The sequence below is a fragment of the Planococcus sp. TJ-301 genome, from assembly GCF_058268475.1.
In genome coordinates this window covers 397,302-419,257 of sequence record NZ_JBZDOH010000001.1, presented here as the reverse complement: position 1 = coordinate 419,257, position 21,956 = coordinate 397,302, and the positions used below count along the sequence as shown (strand labels likewise).

Sequence of the window (21,956 nt, the reverse complement as noted above, 5' to 3'; positions counted from 1 at the left end):
GTTACATTCAGTTTGAAAGAATTAAAACTTTCTCCAAGTACTGCTCTGTCTTTTGATTTCCCATTCTTTTTTAAAGTTTCTGTAATTCCATGATTCAAGTATAAGAAACCCCATTAATACACCGGCTGGTGCTGAATAAGTAACAGGACCACCAATAAAAATCACACTAGAAACATATCCAACTATCATTGCAAAAAGAAAAAGTACTATATTCCATTTCTCTTGTTTTAAAATTCTTTTCTCATTTTCTAACTCCTAAAATTAGTCGTGTTTTGAATGTAACTTCATTCACAATAAGTTATATTCAAAATGGTATATAACCAAGTGCTGCTAAAGCCACAAATATTTTAGTATTCAGTGTCACTATTCTCTAAATCAAGCGAGTAATCTGCCGGTATGTACTGTGTAACTTTTTTAGGTGAGTTGTATTTTTCATTCTTCGTAAATATAGTAAGGCCAACCTCGTATGCATCTATAAAAGTTTCGATTTTATCAAAATCAAGATTTTTAAATTCTGTAGGCCTATCCCAATTTCTTATTGGAACTAGATTCATTTCAGAGATACCTTCTCCAAAGAAAATAAACACTTCTATTCCATTTAAAACCAACTCAACCGTAATAGTGGAAACCCATTCTAATGTGTCAGCCGAATCAATTTTAATAATAAAACCGTCCGAAGAAAATTTGTAGGGCGAGATATTTTTTTCCGCAATACTCATTTCTATGTGTTCAAAAATCACCGATTCCAGTACGAAAAAAATTGGAAAGGTGCACATATTTTGAATCAACGTAAAAAGAAAGGTGGTTTCCATGTCTCTAATTCCTACAGCAATTGATTCAAACATATCCTTTGGAAGGACAAAAGCGTTTATTAAACTGGCATCTGAATATTGAACAAAATATTGCTTTTTCAATTGATTCCCTCCACCCTATACTTAAAATTGAATGTACTTACTTACCAATAAGTTACATTCAACTGTTTACATACTCACTTCATAGTTGAATCACTTGAGGAACTTAGTTCATCCAATGCGCTTTGCAAGCTGGACCGGGCAGCATTTGTCGTTTCCCTCCTGAGTGCTGCTTGCAGCGCTTTTTTAATAAGCTTTTTATTCTCTTCATCGATCAAATCCAACACGATGTTGGCAACTGAACAACGCACCTGATAAGAAGGGTCTTTCAATAGATTCAAAAGAGACTGCAGGCGAAATTCAGCACCCAAAAGGCAGAGACCGACATAGAAACCGACTTTCGCGGTACTGCTTGTTTCGTTCTGAAGAAAGGCTTGCAGTACAGGGATTGCCGATGCATCTCCAAGTTCGCCTAGCCCTTCTGCCGCTTCCCTTCGTACAATCTCTTCCTCATCGGTTAAGGCAGCTATCAGATGCTGTTTCCCTCTGCTATCCCGCATCTCGCCCAAGGCTTCTATCGCTGAGATGCGCACCAGTTCATTGTCGTCTTTTAACCGCGCGACCACCGCGTGCAAAACATCGTCCCCCGTATAACCCCACAGTGATTCGAGAGCTTTGAATCGGATTTCTTCATTCGGATTTTCAATCAAGGACAACAAGATGGATTTGATTTTTTCACTAATCGGCAATGTTCCCAAAGCATCGATGGCCATCCAGATAACGTGGGAATCCTCATCTTCTAAAAAGGCGGCAATCTTTCCGATGGCATTCGGCCCAGCCTGTTCGAGTAATCCCTGTATGATCATTATTTTTTGCCCGGATTTCATGATGGAACATTTCCCCCTTCGATACTCCCTTGTAAAATTTTTGAGTAATAGATTCATCATGTTACCTTCTTTTCTGAATATAACTTAACGGCATATCAGTTACATTTATTTCCAGATCTCTAATAAACATAATAGATGGATATGTTTTCATTTAATCCTCTTCCCTTGTAATCGGAACTTCCTTATACGGATAATCAGAAAAATTCGAAACGAAGTCAAAACCTATTCCGTCATGGCCAATCCAAAGATAATACCTTTCTTTTGATGCCGTTTTTGTAAAATCCAAAATAAATCTCGCTAAACCAATGTCGCTTGTATAATCCATTTCTATCGTTTTCTCGGTAGAAAACAAAATACTCTCATTGTTATAAGCGTCCAAATATGCTTTAGAAAAATAATTAAGCAGCTCTTCAATTGTATTTAGTTCTACTAGATGATGATAATTTCTAGGCATAACTTTCAATATTGTTGCTCCTTCTGATATATTGATTTCCTTCGAACCACTAATTCCATGCAGATAAATCGGGTACCTATTTAACTTTTCTAAAAATTCTTTTAAAACTTTGCTATAACTCCTAGTTAAATGCTCTTCATTTGAATCGATAAAAAAATAAAAATTAATCCTCCCGCTCTTCCCACATTTAAAAGTATAGGAAAAACCTTCTCCAATTAAAAAATCATTTAGTGATATTTCCACTTTCTCACCGCCTTATTATTTGCTGATGTTTTATATAGACATTAGTCGGTATAAGAGCAATGTAATCTTAAAGCTTATAAAAATAAGGACCACAGTCTTCTTCGTGGGTCAGAACATAGGTCCAGGTGAAGTGTTTATCGACGATATAGAGATCACGACCCATAGGAGCAATATCTTTCGCTTTTAGTCGACTAGCCTTTGGGATATGTAGTGCATCTTCGCTAGATGGACAAATAAGATAGCATCCAGCCTTTTTCTGCAAATCAAAAGCACCTATCGCCCACTGCTCTTTTAAACACTCGATTTTACTCCAGCTGAAGACATTCCACATACATTGCTTAAACGCCATCTTCCGCTTTTGGGATTTGCTGATCTCCTTAGTAAAAGCTTCTTCCCACCGCTGCTCTAACTCATTCTCCTTGTTTGGCATTACTGTAAAGCTAATGTTCATGTTCTGTAATCGATTTATTTGTCACTGTAAAAGTTCATCCAACTTACTAATCTCCTTTTTTAAAGAGCATCTATGTTCAGCACTTTTTCTATGCTTCCCCATTTATTTAAAAGCTAAATTTAATAACTGATTCTTTAAATATACGGACCTACTAAGCAGATAGATAGCTAATTTTGTAAAGTAAAGCGTTCGTAAATCTATACTCATATAGACAAAAGGGAAAAGCCGTGCTGATTAGCATGGCATTCCCCTTAGTATGTTGCTATTAGAATAACCGCTACTGCTGATAATTCCTCATATGTTAACTGATTTTGTGGATAAAGATTCCTTTATACAATTTCTGATATTGGGCTAGCATTAGTAAAATGCGGATTTACAACGATAAGGAAATTCCAAATCAAAAAGCCCAACTTCTCTACAAATCAAAATAGAGAAATTGAGCTTTTCAGTTACTTCACTTATTTATTGAATTCATTAACTGGAAGAAGTATTCAGGTTGATGATTCTTATTCAGGTTATACCATGAATTTAATGCATCTGGTGTAAATACATCTATTTTTTTCAGTACTTCCATGGCAAATTCCAGAGGAGCGATTCCTGTTGCCGTAACTAAATTCGCATCGGATACCGCAGATCCCAACTCATAGAACTCTTCTCCTTTATAATTAGGGGATACCATTTTAGTATATTCCAAGTTATTACTTGTATGCGTTCTGGTATCTAAGTATCCCATATTTGCGAGGCCCTCAATTGCCCCACAAATTGCGGCAACAATAACACCAAGCTGTAAAGCTTGGCCAGTTCTTTCCAAGAGAGGTTGATGAATTTCTTCATTCCAAGTAGTCCCTCCTGGCAAAATTAAAAGATCTTTACTCTCAAAAGCACATTCATCAAGGGAAATATCTGGTTTTATGCTCAGTCCTCCCATCGTAGTAATCATTTCGTTATTAGCTCCCACTGTAATTACTTTTAAAGGTGCTACATCTTTTTTGAAATATCTTCCTGAGTTTAGTTCAGCAATTAAATATCCATATTCCCAGTCCGACATTGTATTAAATACATAGAGAAAAACGTTTTTTATTTGCATTCAATAACACTCCAATCTCAATTGATAGTGCTAGTATAAAATAACTTCCCTGACAGGTACCGTCAGGGAAGTCATCATACTTCATGAAATTTAATTAATTCCGACAGAACTTCAATAAGTCTTTTCTTAAGACTTATTGGCTCAATAACTTTAAGTGATTTATTGTACGGTAAAAGTAAATAAGGTACATATGTATGTATCACATCTTTTTCCAGAAGAAACACTGCTTGATTTGAAGTCTGTTCTTGTAAATAATGTCCTAAAAACCAATGTTGGCAAATATCAGCCAATACATTTTTATCCCCCTTAATAACCAGAGAAATTATCCCTTCCTTATCTTCGATAGCTGGAAGAAGATTTTTTATAAAAAAGTCACGAGTTGAAAAATTTTCTGGCCGGTTAAACTTATGTTCGGTTTGGATGAGACTTTCAATTCGATCTGCTCTAAAACTACGGAGATCCTGTCTAAGATGACAAAATCCGATCGTATACCACTTATTATTCCAATAGATGATTCTATACGGATCGATCAATCTATCATTGAATTGCGTTTCGCCATTTTTATGGTAAAGAATTTTTACGGAACACCCGGCAGATACGGCCTGCTCCAACTCCTTCAAAAAAGGTACCGTAGAGAGTGAACTTGATCGACTGATGACTTCAAGACTTGTCAAATGTAGGTTTATCTTTGTTTCCTGTTCTTGGTTTGAGTAGTTACTTAGTTTAGAGATGGCCCTGTTCAGCGCTTCGCCTCCATAATATCCGGCTTCTTCTGCAAAAACAGCCGCGTGAACCAGTGAAGTCTGCTCCTCCAGATCAAAAAAAAGTGGAGCCTCAATAAAATTGTTCATTAAAGTGTATCCACCGTTATGTCCTGGTTCTGAAATGATAGGTACGCCACTTGTGGAAATTGTATCAATATACCGATACACAGTTCTTATATTCATCTCCAACTTTTCTGAAATTTGTTGTGCAGTAATTTTTTCACCTGAACGAAGCATCCATAGAATTGCTAACATATTGTCAATTTTAGGCATATGATTCCCCCTCTATATAAAATTTTTTCGATCTTTTCTCTCTTGAAAAATCATACCATTATTTTCCTGTTATTTGTTTCATGATTCCTTTAACTTTTTTTACCAATAAATGTAGTGCACATAAATAAACCGTTCGTAAAATAACACTTTCATACACAAAAAACGAGAAAACAAGCTTTAATCCACCTATTTTCTCGCTTTCTATTTATGCAGCTTCTGATAATCCCTCATATGTAAATCATCCCTCATTAGAAAATTACTTAGGCAAGTAAAAAAATGGAGTGAATGGTACTTAAAATTTTCATTTGCCAAAGCACCTTTTTCTACTTGTTTCATTTTGCAGCAAAGCCCCTTTCATCCAATGGCTTGCCCCTTCAAAAACGACCTTCGCCTCTAATTCAGTCACTTCAAACTACTTCATTCATGTTAATCCTAAATGTTCGCGGAAAGTACGCCCTTCATATTGCTTTCTGAAGATGTTTCTTTTTTGCATTTCAGGAACAATGAGGTCAACGAAGTCCTTTAAACTCCCGGGTAATGTAGGAGGCATAAGATTAAATCCATCAGCCACACCCGCCTCAAACCAAACCTCCATCTGATCCACAATTTCCTCGGGAGTACCAATCAGCGTGAAATGCCCGCCGCCTGCATTAAGATATCCTAATAGTTCTTTTACTGTAGGTTGAGTATCGTTAATAATTTCTAGTATTGTTTCGTATCGTCCAACTGGACCCATAAATTCTTCTGCTGGAGGTAAGGGAGGTACTTTTTTATCGATTTCCCAATTTGAACAATCTTGTTGAAGAAAGAAACTCAACCGTTTCAAAGCAGTTTCTACAGGTAGTTTCTCATCTAATGCTGATTTTTTGGCAAGAGCTTCTTCATGGGTACGACCTACATACGTGACTAAACCTGGGAATACTTTAATATGCCGATCGCATCCTTTGTTTCGCTTAACCTGCTCCTCCAACTTTTTGCGGAACTTTTTTGCTTGATTTAAGCTCCATGACACGGAATAGACTGCATCTGCATATTTTGCGGCTAAAGTTATGCCTTGTTTAGAAGCCCCTGCTTGCATGGCTACTGGTCTGCCTTGAGGGCTTTTAGGCGTCGTGGATGGGCCCTTTACTTTAAAATAGGCACCGTTGTGGTTAACAGGTCGTATATTTACAGGGTTGATCAACTGTCTTTCTGTCCGATTATATAGAAACTCATTGCTGTCCCATGATAGAAATAACTTATTCATTAAAACAGCAAATTCCTCAGCTTTTTCATATCGTTTGTCATGGGAAGGCAGTTCTTCCATACTATGATTTAATGCTTCCCAATCCGTCATTGAGGTAACAAGATTCCACCCAACACGTCCTTTAGTAATGTGATCTAGGCTTAACAACTGTCTTGAAGCAGTGAAAGGATTTGAAAAGGTGCTGGAGATTGTTGAAACTAATCCCACATAATTTGTCACTTGAGAAATAGCTGTTAAACTGACCACTGGATCTAGCCAAAATGCTGGCATTTCATCCGAATCGTTAGCCGGGAATGAGTGATTGTCGGCAAAGAAAACCGCATCAAAGCAACCAGTTTCGGCTAACTGTGCTAAGGATTGGTAATAAGAAATGTCCCCAATGCGTTCAATCCTTGAATCAGGCATCAACCAAGCAGCTTGATGATGCCCACATCCATACAGCAAAACACCTAAGTGTAGTTGTTTGCCTTGCGTTTCTTTCATTCGTTACACCTCTACGTATGTCATGATTATCTGATTAAAATATTCTTTTTCAAAAAACTATCTATTGTAATGTAGATTATTAGTTCATGGTCAACCCGCCGTCTACTGTTATATTCTGACCTGTAATACCGTCAGCATTTTCTGAAGATAAATAAGCGACCATATTAGCTACATCTTCAGGAGTCGTTACTTTCTTCAATGGCGTTGATTGAGCAATTAAATCGAATACTTCTGGGGTTGTAACAGAACTCGCATCAGTCGTTTTTAACAAGCCCCCTGAAACTACATTTGCTTTTATGCCGTATTGTCCTAGTTCAGAAGCGATATTACGCGTAAAACCAATCAGTCCAGCTTTTGCTGTTGTATATTCATGGTATGGGACGACAGGATTTTGATATAAATTAGTGCCAATACTGATAATACTTCCATTTCGTCGTTCAATAAATTGTGGCATAACGCTTTGAGCTACATTAAATGCGGCCTTTAACGTGCCATCCAGCTGTTTTTGATAATCCTCCCAAGTAAGTTCTGTAAAGGATTTCTGTCTATTCGGATCAAATTTGAAGTCTATCAAAGCATTGTTGACTACGACATCTATTTGGCCAAAATATTCTGTTGCTTTCTTTACCATGGCCTCAACTTCTTGACGATTTGTGACATTGGCACGAATTGCAATAGCATTCTCTCTACCCAGCTCAGAAACAAGTTTTTCAGCGGCTCCTTCGCTCTTAAAGTAGTTGATAACCACTTTAAACCCTTGCTGTGCCAACGTCTTTACAATAGAGGCTCCCAAACCTCTACTACTGCCCGTTACCAATACTGTTCTGTTCATCGTAACTCCTCCTCGTATAGAATTTTTAAGGTTCTTGCGAACCGATTGTCACATCATTGAATTTGACTAATTAACATATCCCTATCTTTCTTTAATGCTCTTATGTTAATTCATCTACATTGTATGGGACTATCAATATAATAAATCCCGAACTTTACTTTTCTCCAATTTATAAACCAGCACGACACCTAGAATAGCTCCGCTGATACTTGAGACAAGGAATGGCGGCATGAAGAAAAATGCCGCAGTTTCAGTCCCCATCAGCAATTTTGCATACGGAACGGCAATAAGAGAGGCGATGATGCCGGTGCCAATCATTTCACCCACAGCCGCAAAGCCGACTTTTCCGGACATCTTGTACAAGAGCCCCGCCAGCAAGGCTCCGATCATTCCACCCGGAAAAGCCAATAATGAACCGGTGCCAGTCATCACACGCACGACACCTGTCACAAAGGCAATCGTAACCGCAGGGATTGGGCCGAAGAACACAGCCGCTATGACGTTAAGCGCATGCTGGATCGGATAGGCACGCGCAATTCCTGCCGGAAAGGACACGACTGCGGAACCTGCGACTGCAAGCGCCACAAACATGGACATAATGACCAGCTGTTTTGTCTTCATTTTAACGCTCTCCTTTATACGAATTTCTGAAATGTGTTAGTTCTATCCCGACATCTTCAGCGGCCGCCAACGCCGAAATTACCGCTATACCTGTAGCTCCTGCTTGCCAGACAGCCCCGGCATTTTGAGGGGTAATCCCACCGATGCCAAAAATCGGCATTGCCGGAAAATGGCTGCTGACTTTTTCGATTTCGGACGTGCCTGCCGGCCGTTTGGCACCCGCTTTCGACCGTGTGCCGAAAATCGGTCCCATGCCAAAGTAATCCGCTCCCGCCTCTAGGGCTATTTGAGCTTCCCCCAGTGAATGCACAGAAACTCCCAGCATTTTTTCTTTGCCGATTAACGCTCTAACCTGTCCGCATTCCAAATCTTCCTGGCCGATATGGACGCCGTCAGCCCCGATTGCTAGCGCAAGTTCCACATCGTCATTAATCAGGAATGGCACCTGATAAGTTACGCATAAGGATTGGCAATCTTTCGCAAACCGCTGCAACTCCTGTCCTTGCAAAGCTCCTGCCCCTTTTTCTCGAAGCTGGAAATGAGTGATGCCTCCCTGCAAAGCCTTTTCCAATATGACCAACGGGTCTTTCTCACCAACATTGCCGGTACCCATGATGAAATAAAACGCCGGTTTATTGAACAAGATAGACCTCCCCTTTCGCTGGAAAGCGCTGGAAAGCTGCATGGTTGGTTGGTCCGTGGCCAGCACCTATATGAAGCTGGTGGCTGAGCGCTGCCTGGATAAACCGTTTCGCCACATGCAAAGCTTCCCGCATCGTTTTGCCTTTCGCCAATTCAGCTGTCAAAGCCGCTGAGAATGTGCAGCCGGTGCCGTGCGTCTGTTCTGTTTCAACCCACGGCGAACGCAAAATGAACGTTTCACCATTCTGATGGAGGTAATAATCCTCTGCAAAAACAAACTTTTTTGCATGGCCCCCTTTGATGACAACCGCTTTGGTTCCTGTAGCCAGAATTTTTTCAGCAGCTTTCTTTCGATCCCCGGCATTGCGGATTTCCATGCCGCTCAGCATTTCAGCTTCAGGAATATTCGGCGTGACAATCGTTGCCAATGGCAATAATGATCCGCGCAATGTTGCCAGCGCATCTTCCTGAAGCAACACAGCTCCGCCTTTTGCTATCATTACCGGATCTACGACGAGGTTTTTCCAGCCGTACTTGCTGATGCCTTTTGCCGTTTCTGCAATGATTTCTGCGTTGAAAAGCATTCCTGTCTTCAAGGCCGCCACTTGGAAGTCCGCTCCAATAGCATCAATTTGTGCTTTCACCGCTTCAACAGACAAGGGATAAACTCCGTGAACACCACAAGTATTCTGGGCAGTGACCGCTGTTATCGCCGAGGTGCCGAACACCCCCAACTCCTGAAAGGTCTTGATATCCGCTTGTATGCCTGCTCCGCCGCCAGAGTCCGATCCCGCTATCGTCAAGACCTGTTTGATCGCCGCCACAACTCTTCCCCTCCTTCTGTTTTGTGAAATTCGACTTCTAGTTCTTGTTGCTTCATAGTGAACAAAACATCCAAAAAGGCTTCCCGGAAACTGCCTGGACCTTTTGAAATTTCAGCTGCCTTTTCGCCGGCTGCTCCGTAAAAACGGAGAGCCTGTATGGTCGCGGCTGCCGGGTTTTCCGGATCCATTGCGACAAAAGCAGCCGTTACGCTGCTGAGCAGACAACCCATTCCTGTCACAGATGCCATCATCGGATCACCGCCTGAAATCTTTTGAATTTGGGAACCGTCTGCCACCACATCGGTTTCACCCGTCACTGCAGCAATCAACCCGTATATTCTTGCCATGCGGTTCGCCAGCTCTTCGACATCGACATTGGCATGTCCTGCATCGACTCCTTTGGAGCTACCATATGACACTCCACTGATCGCCGCAATTTCGGCTGCATTGCAGCGCAGCACCCGGACATCAACCTCCGTTAAAATTTTCTCGACTGCAGCCTTCCGAAAAGCGGTCGCGCCTGCTCCGACCGGATCCAGAATGACCGGGACACCCCTCTTATTTGCTTCTTTTCCGGCGAGGATCATGCTATCGAGCGTCTCCTTATTCAAAGTTCCGATATTTAGGGACAATGCCCCGGAAATGCCAATCAGCTCTTCCACTTCTTCTTTCGCCTCGCCCATAATAGGTGAAGCGCCGATTGCCAGCAGTCCGTTCGCCTGAAAATTGGAAACCACGTGATTGGTGATGCAATGGATGACCGGATTTTCACTGCGTATCCTATTCAACATGCCAGACACCCGCTTCTTTCAAAGCCGGCAATTGCAGTCTCTTCCACATCGCTAATTTGCCAGCCGGCATTCTTTGGGCAACAGGACATTCATCATCCGTATCCCTTAATCTTGCATTCGCTTCTTGCATTTCTATTGTAAATACCATCTTCTCCATCCCCTTTCAGGCAAAATAAAATACCGCTTTCCAGTTAAGGAAAGCGGCAATAATACGCAAAGGAATAGAGAAATCCAGCATACTCTCGCCCACTTCCCTCCGCTGGTATGATCCAGATCAGGTTCAAAGGGTCCGAGCTTTGCTCGTCTCAGCCGGTAACCGGCTCCCCCAGTGGTGCATTGATTCAGTTGTTCCCCTAAAGACTATCACAATGTCTGAAAAATCACAAATATAGATTTGGAATGGTGAAGGGGAAATTGCCGGTGTCATGCTTACTTAAAAACAATACAAGCTCTTCAACAAAGAAAGAGCAGAAATCTACGAACAGATGACTGATATGATGGTTGCAAAACGGCTGTCGGCTGAGAATATCTCTGCTTTCTCAGTCGCGGAATTTCGCGGCGCAGGCGCAACTTAATCTCCACTTTTTAGCAAATCAACGAAAATAATTTGGCATATTGGATAGCCGGTTCCCCCGATAAGAAATAGAGAGAAATTGGCGACATGGCCATCCCGTGGGCTAAAAGCTTTTCTAATTATAAGCAATCATCACGTAAAACAGAAGAGGAATTGCAAACAAAAAGGATAGCCCGAATATAGGGGGGAAATAAACTCCCCCACACCTCTTCCTTCTTTTAAAAAGGCCAATGGTATGCCCTTTTCCGTATGCACTCAGGTGTCTATTAATTTTCAACCAGGTGTCTATAAAAATTTTTTTTTTACGTTTTTTGAAGCATGCCCTATTATTTCAGTTTTCCTTAAAAACCCCTTATCCTTTTCAAGGTATATACGGGGTAGCATCAGGAAAATGCAGATTTATAGCGCTAAGCCCATTTCCCTGATGGTAGCCCTGTACAAACTGTTCGTAAAAGTAGACATATACTGAAAAAGAAAAAAAAGCATTGCTAATCAGCTCTGCTTATCCTCTTTGGATTTTGCTATGAGAATAACTACTACTTCTGATAAGCAATCATATGTTAACTACATTTCGTGTTTTGGAAAAAACCTCTTGTTACTTATTCTTGAACTGAACCCCAAATGGGGGGCACTTTTTAAAGTGTCCCCCATTTGGGGTTCAGTTTAGACATTGACATAAGGTTGGGTGCTTTTAAAGAATAATAAATTATTCAGCGTCGTCGCCTTCAACTTAGTCACCTTAACCTGCTGCAGAAATCTTATAAATCACACCGCCATCAGTGATTGCAATAAGCGCACCATCCTCAGTTACAAGAATATCACGGAAACGTTCGCCTTCTTCAGTTAATAGACGTTCTTCTCCAACGATGATGTCATCTTCAATAACGACACGTGCAATATAGCTCGACACTAGACCACCGATGAACAAGTTGTTCTCCCATTCAGGAATTGCGTTGTTATCATAGAATGCCATACCACTTGGCGCACTTGTTGGATCCCAATAATATCTTGGTTCAATAAAGCCTTGCGCTTCGTGTTCTGCAATACCATCATTGACTAATTCACCAGTATACTCGATGCCATAAGAAACAATTGGCCATCCATAGTTATTTGCTGGTTCAATAATATTCAGTTCATCGCCAGCTTGTGGACCGAATTCAACAATCCATAAGTCTCCTGTTTCAGGGTGGAAGTCCACACCTTGAATATTACGGTGACCGTAGCTGTAAATACCATCTAGTGCGTCTTCATCTTCAACAAATGGATTCGTATCTACTGCTTCTCCATCTTGTGTAATGTGAATGACTTTACCCAAGTAAGCATCCAAGTCTTGTGCACGTTCGCGAATTGGATCATCTGAACGCTCACCAGTTGTTAAGAACAGGTTGCCCTCCTCATCAAAGACAATACGTCCACCATAGTGTAAGTCACCATCATATGCTGGTAGTGCTTGGAAGATTACTTCAAAATCTTCTAATGAAGCTTCATCTTCTGATAAAACTCCTTTACCAACAGCAGTTACAGTACCACCTTCAGCATCTTGAGAAAACGTCAAAAATACCAATCTTGATTCGTCAAAATCAGGTGCAATGGTTACATCAAGTAAGCCACCTTGACCTGAGTTATTTACGTCTGGTGTACCTTCGATTGGATCTGAAACAGCGCCATCTTCAAGGTTTACAATTAGAAGTTCTGCTTCATCTCTTTGCGTAACTAGTAAGCGGTTGGGTTCAAACTCTGCCATCCCCCAAGACACGCCAAGACCCTCAACAACAACTTCCACATCAAGTTCTGTTTCAGTCACTACTGCAGGTGCTCTTGTTTGTTCTGGAAATGCTGGTTCAAACTCAGTAACTTTTGGTTCAGTCTCTGCAGATTCTCCATCTGCACTTTCCTCAACGCCCTCGTCAGTACCTTCTGCTGTTTCAGGGCTCTCGTCAGCACTTTCTTCTGTTGCAGCATCCGAGTCATCAGTTGATTCTTCGTCTGAAGTTTCATCATTGCCACATGCTGCCAAAGCCAATACAAAGATCAGCATTGTAAAGAGCATTAATCTTGACCACGAAACTTGTGTCATCGTTTTTCCTCCCCTTTCTAAAATATTAAACTGGATATATATTAAATTTCAGTCTCCTGAAATCCAGTATCGAAAATTGTTAAGAATTTCATATCATACCTAAAAATATGAAACTCCTTTGAAATAATGCTATCACAATTATATTAAAATAAACAATATTTTGACTATTTTCATGATAAATGGGAATTATACTATTATTGATTGGGATAACGACATTGAGAATTATGAGCCGCGTCCAGATATGGCCGTATTGTATACCTTCTTAGAAGAGCTGAATAACTCAGAACCTCTCCCCCGTGAACAAAACTCCGACCCGATCGGAAACTCCCGGAATAATGAGGAATACACAGAGCTGACTCTTCACTTGGATGACGGTCCAAGGATCCGCCTAACTCTACTCAAGGATGGATATATCTATTACGGGTTTATGGGTGTGTATTTTAAAATGAATCAAGATGTGTTTGCCACAATGTGGAGCCTATTTCAGTAACATCACTATGGAATACACGAATGCGTTTCCACACTAAGCGGTCGTAAATGTACTTTTTAGGAAACAATTACAAAGGGAGAGAAGATGTGCCTTATCGGCTTCTTCTCTCCCTTCTATTTTTGTAGCTTCCGATAAATTTTGATATGAAAACTTCTATTCATTTAAGTTCGTAAGATTACTATCAGCTATTAGAATGAAATTTCTTCACTCAAGTAAACGTCTGCAAACCAGCGCAATACACCATTATGATGATTTATTATTTGCTGGGCAGTAAGTTCGTCTGTATCCCATGTGCTATGTGTATCTGAAGCTAAAGTAACTTTATAGTCCATACTAAATGCTCTTCTGCATGTTGTATCAACACAAGCTTCTGTCTGGATACCTGCAACTACTAGATGTTCAATTCCTTGTTTTTTCAATTCCTCATTTAATGAAGTATTAAAAAATGAATCAGGAGTAGTTTTTTGAACAATTATGTCTTGAGTTTCTGGAGCAATTTCAGGATGTAACTCCCATCCCTTTGCGCCAAACTCTAATGGTTTTCCAACGGGGGCATTATGCTGTATATAAAAAATTGGTGTCCCTGTAGAACGGGCTTGTCCAATTAGACATTTTAAATTTTTCAGCAGCTTTTCCCCTTCAAAAACCACATTGCCTTCTTGAAACATTCCGTTTTGAACATCTATAATCATTAATGCTGTCTTCATTAATTCTCCCCCTCAAAATTTAACCAGGCTTTTGCATATAAACTTTTCTAAATCTTAAACCTTTTTTCTTTTACAAATCACCCGAATAATGAGAGAAAATTTTAATTTCCCTTCCATTTTTCTTGGTATTGATCATAAGCTGCCGTCCAGTGATACGGTTGCATTTCGGATAGTGTTTTAAAAGTTAGATCTTTCCCCGGTACACTTACCGCTGCTTTTACTGCTGGACCCCAATAAAAGAGTCTTTCTTGGCATATCCCGCAGGGAGATAGAACTTTAAATTCTGAGTTTTCATCATCCCGAACTACGCATATCGAATGTGTGACTCTTTTATTCAACTTATGTGCTTCCAATAAAGCTCCTGTTTCCATACACAAGTTGGTTGAATCATTTATTATTTCAGGAGCTACACTAGTGAGAAAAGTATCATCGTTTAGCCTCACAGCTGCAGCACCTCCCCACCCTGCTGGATATCTTTCTTTAATTAAATCAATCACTATTTCATACAATTTTTGTTCCATACCCAAGTGAATTCCTCCCTCAATAACAAAACTTTAACTGATTAACTTAAGCCACCTCTTCGGTAGCGACTATAATTATATTAACATTAATTTCCATCAATTCAGAAAAAAATATCTTTTTTCTTTAAGATAAAACCGTTCGTAAAAGTACATTTTTCTGGACAAAAAAGAAGAAACTTTTTGCAAGTTCCTCCTCGTCCTTCGAGCTCTCATAATTTATTAGACTTAACTATGATTTAATTTGGAATGGATAATGCTCAATAATTTTTTCATTTCCTCTGAATTCCGAGGGTGCATCTCAAGATAAAGGGTGCATACTTTTGAGAGGTAGTAATAAGAAACCTTGTAGCTAACAATTCTGGCGGAGCACCTATCTTATCAGCTACAAACATGCTATTTCCCCCTTTCTCCCTTGATATATCAGTAACTTCTCATAATCCCTCATATGTAAACTGAGTTTCCCGTAACGTAACCTAGAATGATCTTATTTTCCACATTTGATTCCATATTTAGATACCTATACCAGTCAGTGAAACAATATAAAAAAATACTGAGCCAGATTTTTTATATCATCTTTCTATTCGGAAGATTATTTTATAATAAGTTAAGGCTAAATCAGTAATTTGCACGTCTAATAAAAGAATGGGAAAAAGGAGGTGGCTATTGCTTGCTGAATTTAGTGAAGAAAGCGCAAAAAGGTGATACTGGAGCGTTTTACGCTTTATTTCAACAATATGAACAGGATATTTTCCGAATGGCTTTTGTCTATGTTAAAAATCAAAATGATGCACTTGATGTGGTACAAGAAACAGCTTATCGTTCATTCAAATCCATAAAAACGTTAAAAGAACCTAGTTTGTTTAAGACCTGGCTGCTTAGGATAGCGGTCAATTGCTCCCTGGATTTACTTCGAAAACGTAAAGCTGTGATTCGATTGCTGCCGGTAGTCGAAGAAAACATATCGGGTGATGTAAACGAAGAAGATATTTCTTTAGAAATAACGGTCCGTGACTTGATCGAACAATTGAATGAAGACGAAAAGGGTGTTGTTCTCTTGAGATTCTATGAAGACTTATCTTTCAAAGAGATAGCTGAAACAATGGACATTCCACTGGGTACCGCTAAAACAATTTTATACCGGGCACTGGACAAGCTGCGGAAGAATTGGAAAGGAGCCGATATATATGGGTAATAATATTAAACAAGAAGTGAATAAAATCGAAATACCTGCGGAACTGAGTAACAGAAGTAAAATAGGCGTTTTGCAAGCAAAGAAAGAAATGCATAAGGGCAGAAAAAGATTTAATGGAAAAATCCTTGGGGTTACAGCAGTTTTATTCTTATCCTTTGGCGCATTCGCCTTCTTTAATAGTATTGCCACAGACAATTTAATAGGCAATTCCGAAGCACTCATTGTAAACGAAGACGGAAGTGTGGAAATCCCAGCGCTTCAATTGCCTGAAGACACTTCTAATGCCGAAATGATCGGTTTAATTGTCTACAACGGAAAAACTTTCACCCAAACAAGAACAGAGATCAATGCAGAAGATGCCAAAGCTCTTCTGGGCGAGAAACTCGGAACGACGAAAGGAACCATCGATGAATGGAGCCAGCAGGAAGTCTACGATGAAGAGTTTGCTTCGACAATCGGAGTAACAGATGTTTATTCTGTAAAAGGCTACGATAAAGACTTCAGGATCATGGCTTATTCGGAACAAGATGGCGGGCAATACGCGGAGTTCTATGAAAACCTGGATGGAATTACGGTAAGCAGCGGTGAGGATGTGTTTGGCAAATTAAATATGGCGGGCAATGTATCTTTTGCACAGTGGCGAACATTCAGTGATTGGGATAATGAGATTGATAATTTCACACCTATTCCAGATACGGCCTCAGTGAATGTCTTCCTGGAAGAACTGAATAAGGCAAAACCTCGTCCCCGCGAACAAAACTCTGACCCAATCGGCGATTCCCGAAACAACGAGGAATTCAAGGAGCTGATCATTTACTTGGATGACGGTTCTAGGGTCAGCCTTACTCTTCTCAAAGATGGGTATATCTATTACGGGTTTATGGGGGTGTTTTTTGAAATGAACAAAGATGCATTTTCCACAATGTGGAACCAACTTCAGTAACAACACTAAGGAATAAACGAGTACGTTTTCATACTAAGCGTTCGTAAATCTACTTTTTAGGGAAAAATAACAAAGGGAGAGAAGATGTGCCTTATCGGCCTCTTCTCTCCCTTTCTATTAGTGCAGCTTCCGATAACTCTTGATATGTAATCTACTATAAATTAAATAGTACTTTATTTTTAATCTACTGATAGCTCATGAGTTATTCATTTTCATTTAATTCATCTAAAGAATATATTTTCTTCATGTGACTTTTCATTTGCATAACCGTCTAAAAATAAAAGGAGGCTTAAGATGAAGAAATATTGGTTTTCAGTTTTACTATTCTATTTAATATGGTTATTAATTTCTCAATTATATTTTTCAGAACCTACTTGGTGGTCTATATTTACTTCGGACCGTTCAACCCATACCTCTTATATAGAACATATTTCTTTAGTAAAAGTGACATTTGTTGTCGTTCCTCTTTTAGTACTCTCTTTTCTTGTGAAATGTATAAACTTAAATAGGAGTCAGCGCGATTAAGTGTTTTCAATTATATTTTTAAATGGGCTGCTTTACTTTCAACTATTAAACTACTTTTCATAATCAATAGAGATTGTAAAAAACCGTTCGTAAAAGTACACTTATACAGACACAGAGGAAAAGCAATGCTATTAAGCGCTGCTTTTCCTCTGTGTATTTTGCTAGCAGAATTACGACTACTTCTGATAATTTCGGGATATGTAAACTAGTAAATTGTTTAAAATGATAATATAAAATGAGCTTACTATAAACAGGAAATTGAAAGTTTAATTGGAACATGGAAATTATTACTCAGTTTGTCTGTAACGTAAATAACAAAAGTGAAAGGAGAAGACGGATGGATTACTATGCAATGGAACCCCCCTTTGAGCTTAAGGTATTTGAAGAAATGACCAAGAAAGAAGCGCAACAACATTTCGATTGGTTTGTCAGTCAGATACCAGACCGTCTCAGTCAGCTGAAAAAATTGTATATGTGGAGCAACGAAAGCAATATAATTTCATTAGATTTATCACCCGAATCTCTGGTTGCTTTGTGGAAGTGGTTTATACCACGGGTAGATGTTGAGCCAAAATCTCCTGAGCAACTGTCCGAGGAATTAGCAAACCTCCCGGAATGGATGCACGAAATTCATTCAAAAAATCCATCTGAACTTACTCTAGCAACACAAAGTTTAATCATAGATATCGGTATTTATTACGGAGAAGTTTTTCGAAAAGAATACCCAGAGATGGAATGGGGATTTGTGACAAAACCTAAAAAAATCTTCTATGTTAACCGCCCTATTGTCACATTAAAAGAAACTGGTTTTGAATATGATCCCCGCCATATGGTATATATCCAATCTCTTAAAGTTTTAAAAAATGAAGCAAAAAATGAAGCATTGTTAGATCTTTTCAGCGTGGAGAGAGAATATATCGGTAATCTGCTTTAAGGGATATATTAAAGACGCTTTTTTAGATAAAGAGATGAAATCAAGGAATAGAGAATATATAAACATTCCCTTTATTATCTGCACCTCTGCTGTTAGACACTCATCTAACGTATGGAGCTGCATTTTTTTAGAACTTGTAAGAAAACGTTTTTGATTTCCAAATACCATGCGGGTATTTTCCTATATTGAGTTATAGGACCGTTCGTAAAAGTACACTTTTACGAACGCTTCGAGAAGAGCTGAAAATGACCAAAAAGAGCGTTCGTAAACGTGTCAAATCACTTTACGAACGTTCGCGATTTTGCACACACTTTTACGAACTCTTCACGTGTATAAAGAGAGAAAAGAATCGTTTACCGAGGTAAATTATGGAACATCGCAAATTTGGTTACATACGCGTCAGCACCAAAGATCAAAATGAAGGCCGTCAATTGGAAGCCATAAGAAAAATGGGCATCATTGAACGGGACATTTATTTAGACAGCAAAGTGGGGAAAACTTTGAACGCGCAAACTACCAATTACTAAAACGGATTATTCGAAAAGGAGATATTTTGTAGATCCACTCCTTGAATCGGTTTGGCCGGAACAAAGAAGAGATTCTTCAGGAATGGAATGACCTCACGAAAAATATTGAAGCGGATATTGTGGTGTTGGATTTCACCTCATTTTAATCACATCTTTTGCCATTGTAGACATAAAAAATCTCCTGGAAGACAAGAATTGTCTTTCAATTCTTGTCTTCCAGGAGATGATAGCACAAACTTTGTTACCTTCCATTTAAAGGGACATCAATAGAAAATAAATCTTTCAGGTTTAAATAAGTTATTATCAATAATAGGAGCTAGTCATACAAATCGCTCAGAAATACCCTAATTTTTTGAGGTCCTTGTAAACGATCCAAGAATACTTCTTTCTGCCCTCACTGTTTAAATGGTCGGCATCGATAAAATAGTGTTTGTTGTCAACGAACCGTTGATCATTCATGTAATTTAAAAAAGGAGCATCTTTTTCAAGCGGTTTTAAGTATTGAAAAACAAGTCGATTCATCACTTCTTCATCGAAATGTTCTTCATAAGCCTGATGCACTGGCTCCATGGTTAGTACGACTTGATAGCCTTTCTCTTTACAATACTCCAACATTTCCTTTAACTGCCTCAGATTTTGTTTAATGTGATTTTTTTCAGTCGCTTCTCTGTATTGGTCTTCTACGTATTCATACTTTCTTTCCGCATAGTTTTTGCCGTTATTTGCCCAGGGCTGATGAGAATCCCATCTATAGCTTTTCAATTTGCCTGATAGCGCAGAATTGAAACTCTCACCATTTGCCCCAGGTAAATACAAGTAACTGTAATAATCCAGTAACCGAAACGGTTCAATTTGGTTACGATCCAAAACTTCATAATAATTTCCTACATTCTGGGTCTCAAAATTTGCAAAAGTCATTTGAGAAATGGAAATGATGACTACACCATCCCTTTTAAGATACTCGCCATACTCTTTCAACAATTTAAAGTCGTATTGAATCGTCTGCGCAGGAAGAGCTAAGTCCAGATGGGATAAACCAGTAGGTTTAAAATAATACCCATACATGGAATGAGATGCACCTAGATTGATGATATCAACGGGATGTGGATTTTTCTTAAACGCCAATATGTCATGGTTTATGTTGTAATCATAGGAATCCATGACAAATTTATTTACTGGGATAAACAGCAGTATAGCCACCATAATGATGATTGTTAACTTAATGAATAAACGGCTCATAGCAAATCCTTTCGATGCTGTACTTCTTTTGCCAAAATTGTTGAATCGCCCGCCAACAAAATGCCCACGTAATTTGCATTTCGATCAAAAGCCACCATAGATAAACCCTTCACCCGAAACACCGAATACAAGGATTGAGACAACGATTAAAATGTAAAATGCAAATCGAGCGAATGCCGGACGCTGTGATAGCCAGGTCCATGTTGAAGCATTTTTTCGTTCGATATAATGAAACAGTTGTACAATGACAAAGAAAAAACCGAAGATCACTAGATCCAGCAGCGAAAACATTTCAGCTGCCTTCATAATTCCTGATGGGCTCCATGAGCTGAACGTTAAGAAAAGCTGTGCATTTTCAAATGCGTCTGTAACGGAATCCGATCGGAAAAAAACTCTAGAAAAACACACTAGCAGGAAAGTTATTGAAATTTTTATCCATTTATGCAGCGTTGGACTCCTATCCAATTGTATAAATGTCGCCATCTTTCCACGAACATGTTTTGTGTGATCTCCAAAAACACGATAAAACCCGTGAATTAGCCCCCATATAACAAAAGTCCAAGCGGCTCCGTGCCAAATGCCGCTTATTAAAAAAGTAATGATAATGACTAAATAAATTTCACTTCTCTTCTTTTTCCCTTTACATAACGGCACAAAGATATAGTCTCTGAGCCATGTAGAAAGCGTAATATGCCACCTACTCCAGAAATCCGCTATCGAAACGGCAAAGTGCGGCTGCTTAAAGTTTTCTGTCAATTTTATCCCAAGCATTCTTGCACAACCGATAGCAATGTCACTAAGTGCTGAAAAATCAGCGTACAATTGGATTGAAAATAGAATAGTAGCTAAGACGATTTGTGAACCAGTCGGGTCCGGACTATCGTAAACACTAGCTACAATCGGAGCTAGTCGATCAGCGATTAATGTCTTCTTAAAAAACCCCCATGCGATTCGCTTCATCCCATAGCTTAAATTTTCATATTTTAACGTTTGTTCCACTTTAAATTGCGGAAGCAATTTCTTCGCACGTTCAATCGGTCCCGCAACTAATTGTGGGAAAAAAGCAAAATAGATTGAGAAATAGCCGTAATGTCTTTCTGCTTTTTGTTTTCCATTGTAGATGTCCACAAGATAACTTACGGCCTGAAATGTATAAAAAGAAATGGCTAAGGGCAGGACTATGTCTTGGTATGGTACGGCATAATTCCAATCCATGTATGTTGAAATTGCTCGAACTGAGTCATTTACAAAATTAAAATATTTAAACCACCCGAGGAAAAACAATAATGCGGAAATACCAAATAGCATGACTTTTTTCTTCTGTTTCTTTGTCTCCTGCTTCTCTATGATAATTCCAGTAAAATAAGAAAAAGCTGTGCTTGCAAGTAGCAACAGGATAAAGTAGCTGCTCAAGGTAGCGTAAAAACCGTAACTTGCTGCTAGTAAAAGAACCCATCTCCATCGATGTGGGAATAGATAATACGTAAAAACGGTTATTGCGAAAAACAGGAGAAACTCAATTGATATAAAGGTCATCCAATCACCTGATAAAAAGTAAACTTAAGATTTTTCATAAAACGAGATAAACAATAATCCTAAAGTGGTCCAAATTGCGTGAACCTCTGAAATGTGTCGACCAAACGCTTAAGAACGAATAAATCCTGTACTAATATTGGTTCCACATTCTCTCAACTTTCTCGTAAAAGGTGGCTCACTTAGTTTCAGCTTTCAGTATTTAAGGTTTTGTCACATGCATTACATTTCCTATTACGGGTTCA

Annotated in this window: 21 protein-coding genes, 1 pseudogene and 1 riboswitch; of the genes and pseudogenes, 4 read left to right on the top strand and 18 right to left on the bottom strand. The window is 39.2% G+C overall.

The genetic code is table 11. The annotated features are described in order from the left end of the window. Positions 1 to 347: 347 nt before the first annotated feature. From AC4EHJ_RS02110 to AC4EHJ_RS02035, 16 genes are all read right to left on the bottom strand, one after another. The gene (locus tag AC4EHJ_RS02110; protein WP_490973940.1) at positions 348 to 914 is read right to left on the bottom strand and encodes a hypothetical protein; all 567 of its coding nucleotides are present in this window, start codon (positions 912 to 914) and stop codon (positions 348 to 350) included. Positions 915 to 988: 74 nt separating this feature from the next. Further along, positions 989 to 1,738, bottom strand: coding sequence for a HEAT repeat domain-containing protein (locus AC4EHJ_RS02105; protein WP_490973939.1), 750 nt, complete (start codon positions 1,736 to 1,738; stop codon positions 989 to 991). 151 nt (positions 1,739 to 1,889) lie between these two features. Then, entirely contained in the window at positions 1,890 to 2,435 is a 546-nt protein-coding gene (locus AC4EHJ_RS02100; protein WP_490973938.1) for a hypothetical protein, read from the bottom strand. 67 nt (positions 2,436 to 2,502) lie between these two features. Further along, positions 2,503 to 2,904: a DUF4275 family protein gene (locus AC4EHJ_RS02095; RefSeq protein WP_490975601.1), complete on the bottom strand. Its 402-nt coding sequence runs from the start codon at positions 2,902 to 2,904 to the stop codon at positions 2,503 to 2,505. 436 nt (positions 2,905 to 3,340) lie between these two features. Next, positions 3,341 to 3,973, bottom strand: a complete 633-nt coding sequence (locus AC4EHJ_RS02090) for a type 1 glutamine amidotransferase family protein (protein WP_490973937.1) — start codon at positions 3,971 to 3,973, stop codon at positions 3,341 to 3,343. A gap of 74 nt (positions 3,974 to 4,047) precedes the next feature. Further along, complete coding sequence (locus AC4EHJ_RS02085) at positions 4,048 to 5,010, bottom strand: helix-turn-helix transcriptional regulator (protein WP_490973936.1); 963 nt, start codon at positions 5,008 to 5,010, stop codon at positions 4,048 to 4,050. A 421-nt stretch (positions 5,011 to 5,431) separates the two neighbouring features. After that, complete coding sequence (locus tag AC4EHJ_RS02080; RefSeq protein ID WP_490973935.1) at positions 5,432 to 6,739, bottom strand: LLM class flavin-dependent oxidoreductase; 1,308 nt, start codon at positions 6,737 to 6,739, stop codon at positions 5,432 to 5,434. A 79-nt stretch (positions 6,740 to 6,818) separates the two neighbouring features. After that, a complete protein-coding gene (locus AC4EHJ_RS02075; protein ID WP_490973934.1) occupies positions 6,819 to 7,571 on the bottom strand; it encodes a 3-oxoacyl-ACP reductase in 753 nt (250 codons plus the stop codon). A 132-nt stretch (positions 7,572 to 7,703) separates the two neighbouring features. Next, positions 7,704 to 8,192, bottom strand: a complete 489-nt coding sequence (thiW, locus tag AC4EHJ_RS02070) for an energy coupling factor transporter S component ThiW (RefSeq protein WP_490973933.1) — start codon at positions 8,190 to 8,192, stop codon at positions 7,704 to 7,706. Position 8,193: 1 nt separating this feature from the next. Then, positions 8,194 to 8,835: a thiamine phosphate synthase gene (gene thiE, locus AC4EHJ_RS02065; RefSeq protein WP_490973932.1), complete on the bottom strand. Its 642-nt coding sequence runs from the start codon at positions 8,833 to 8,835 to the stop codon at positions 8,194 to 8,196. Further along, the gene (gene thiD / locus AC4EHJ_RS02060) at positions 8,825 to 9,658 is read right to left on the bottom strand and encodes a bifunctional hydroxymethylpyrimidine kinase/phosphomethylpyrimidine kinase (protein WP_490973931.1); all 834 of its coding nucleotides are present in this window, start codon (positions 9,656 to 9,658) and stop codon (positions 8,825 to 8,827) included. The genes thiE and thiD overlap by 11 nt, the downstream gene beginning before the upstream one ends. Beyond that, the gene (thiM, locus tag AC4EHJ_RS02055; protein ID WP_490973930.1) at positions 9,634 to 10,449 is read right to left on the bottom strand and encodes a hydroxyethylthiazole kinase; all 816 of its coding nucleotides are present in this window, start codon (positions 10,447 to 10,449) and stop codon (positions 9,634 to 9,636) included. Before thiM ends, thiD begins: the two co-directional genes overlap by 25 nt. Next, positions 10,439 to 10,597: a hypothetical protein gene (locus AC4EHJ_RS02050; RefSeq protein WP_490973929.1), complete on the bottom strand. Its 159-nt coding sequence runs from the start codon at positions 10,595 to 10,597 to the stop codon at positions 10,439 to 10,441. Before AC4EHJ_RS02050 ends, thiM begins: the two co-directional genes overlap by 11 nt. A gap of 86 nt (positions 10,598 to 10,683) precedes the next feature. Beyond that, positions 10,684 to 10,786, bottom strand: a riboswitch (TPP riboswitch). Positions 10,787 to 11,762: 976 nt separating this feature from the next. Next, positions 11,763 to 13,100, bottom strand: coding sequence for a PQQ-dependent sugar dehydrogenase (locus AC4EHJ_RS02045; RefSeq protein ID WP_490973928.1), 1,338 nt, complete (start codon positions 13,098 to 13,100; stop codon positions 11,763 to 11,765). Positions 13,101 to 13,778: 678 nt separating this feature from the next. Beyond that, complete coding sequence (locus AC4EHJ_RS02040) at positions 13,779 to 14,297, bottom strand: cysteine hydrolase family protein (RefSeq protein WP_490973927.1); 519 nt, start codon at positions 14,295 to 14,297, stop codon at positions 13,779 to 13,781. A 101-nt stretch (positions 14,298 to 14,398) separates the two neighbouring features. Then, on the bottom strand, positions 14,399 to 14,824 hold the full coding sequence (locus AC4EHJ_RS02035) for a cytidine deaminase (RefSeq protein WP_490973926.1): 426 nt from the start codon (positions 14,822 to 14,824) through the stop codon (positions 14,399 to 14,401). Between the two features lie 661 nt (positions 14,825 to 15,485). Here AC4EHJ_RS02035 and AC4EHJ_RS02030 point away from each other — a divergent pair. From AC4EHJ_RS02030 to AC4EHJ_RS02015, 4 genes and pseudogenes are all read left to right on the top strand, one after another. After that, positions 15,486 to 16,010 (top strand): RNA polymerase sigma factor, encoded by a 525-nt coding sequence (locus AC4EHJ_RS02030; protein WP_490973925.1) that lies wholly within the window; start codon positions 15,486 to 15,488, stop codon positions 16,008 to 16,010. Next, complete coding sequence (locus AC4EHJ_RS02025; RefSeq protein WP_490973924.1) at positions 16,003 to 16,953, top strand: hypothetical protein; 951 nt, start codon at positions 16,003 to 16,005, stop codon at positions 16,951 to 16,953. The genes AC4EHJ_RS02030 and AC4EHJ_RS02025 overlap by 8 nt, the downstream gene beginning before the upstream one ends. 862 nt (positions 16,954 to 17,815) lie before the next feature. Further along, positions 17,816 to 18,412, top strand: coding sequence for a hypothetical protein (locus AC4EHJ_RS02020; protein ID WP_490973923.1), 597 nt, complete (start codon positions 17,816 to 17,818; stop codon positions 18,410 to 18,412). Between the two features lie 368 nt (positions 18,413 to 18,780). Further along, a pseudogene (locus tag AC4EHJ_RS02015) lies at positions 18,781 to 19,070 on the top strand (recombinase family protein); the annotation flags it as partial. A 202-nt stretch (positions 19,071 to 19,272) separates the two neighbouring features. Here the strand turns inward: AC4EHJ_RS02015 and AC4EHJ_RS02010 are convergent. Beyond that, positions 19,273 to 20,178 carry a hypothetical protein gene (locus AC4EHJ_RS02010; RefSeq protein ID WP_490973922.1) on the bottom strand — a complete coding sequence of 302 codons (906 nt, stop codon included), beginning with the start codon at positions 20,176 to 20,178 and terminating at the stop codon, positions 19,273 to 19,275. 84 nt (positions 20,179 to 20,262) lie between these two features. Continuing rightward, entirely contained in the window at positions 20,263 to 21,714 is a 1,452-nt protein-coding gene (locus AC4EHJ_RS02005; RefSeq protein WP_490973921.1) for an MBOAT family O-acyltransferase, read from the bottom strand. Positions 21,715 to 21,956: the final 242 nt, after the last annotated feature.

Excerpts from the sequence above, each read along its gene's own strand:
- AC4EHJ_RS02090 (WP_490973937.1), bottom strand. The coding sequence starts at position 3,973 with ATGCAAATAAAAAACGTTTTTCTCTATGTATTTAATACAATGTCGGAC.
- AC4EHJ_RS02050 (WP_490973929.1), bottom strand. The coding sequence starts at position 10,597 with ATGGTATTTACAATAGAAATGCAAGAAGCGAATGCAAGATTAAGGGAT.
- AC4EHJ_RS02045 (WP_490973928.1), bottom strand. The coding sequence starts at position 13,100 with ATGACACAAGTTTCGTGGTCAAGATTAATGCTCTTTACAATGCTGATC.
- AC4EHJ_RS02080 (WP_490973935.1), bottom strand. The coding sequence starts at position 6,739 with ATGAAAGAAACGCAAGGCAAACAACTACACTTAGGTGTTTTGCTGTAT.
- AC4EHJ_RS02010 (WP_490973922.1), bottom strand. The coding sequence starts at position 20,178 with ATGAGCCGTTTATTCATTAAGTTAACAATCATCATTATGGTGGCTATA.
- thiW (WP_490973933.1), bottom strand. The coding sequence starts at position 8,192 with ATGAAGACAAAACAGCTGGTCATTATGTCCATGTTTGTGGCGCTTGCA.
- AC4EHJ_RS02105 (WP_490973939.1), bottom strand. The coding sequence starts at position 1,738 with ATGAAATCCGGGCAAAAAATAATGATCATACAGGGATTACTCGAACAG.
- AC4EHJ_RS02085 (WP_490973936.1), bottom strand. The coding sequence starts at position 5,010 with ATGCCTAAAATTGACAATATGTTAGCAATTCTATGGATGCTTCGTTCA.
- AC4EHJ_RS02020 (WP_490973923.1), top strand. The coding sequence starts at position 17,816 with ATGGATTACTATGCAATGGAACCCCCCTTTGAGCTTAAGGTATTTGAA.
- AC4EHJ_RS02075 (WP_490973934.1), bottom strand. The coding sequence starts at position 7,571 with ATGAACAGAACAGTATTGGTAACGGGCAGTAGTAGAGGTTTGGGAGCC.
- AC4EHJ_RS02040 (WP_490973927.1), bottom strand. The coding sequence starts at position 14,297 with ATGAAGACAGCATTAATGATTATAGATGTTCAAAACGGAATGTTTCAA.
- thiM (WP_490973930.1), bottom strand. The coding sequence starts at position 10,449 with ATGTTGAATAGGATACGCAGTGAAAATCCGGTCATCCATTGCATCACC.
- AC4EHJ_RS02025 (WP_490973924.1), top strand. The coding sequence starts at position 16,003 with ATGGGTAATAATATTAAACAAGAAGTGAATAAAATCGAAATACCTGCG.
- AC4EHJ_RS02005 (WP_490973921.1), bottom strand. The coding sequence starts at position 21,714 with ATGACCTTTATATCAATTGAGTTTCTCCTGTTTTTCGCAATAACCGTT.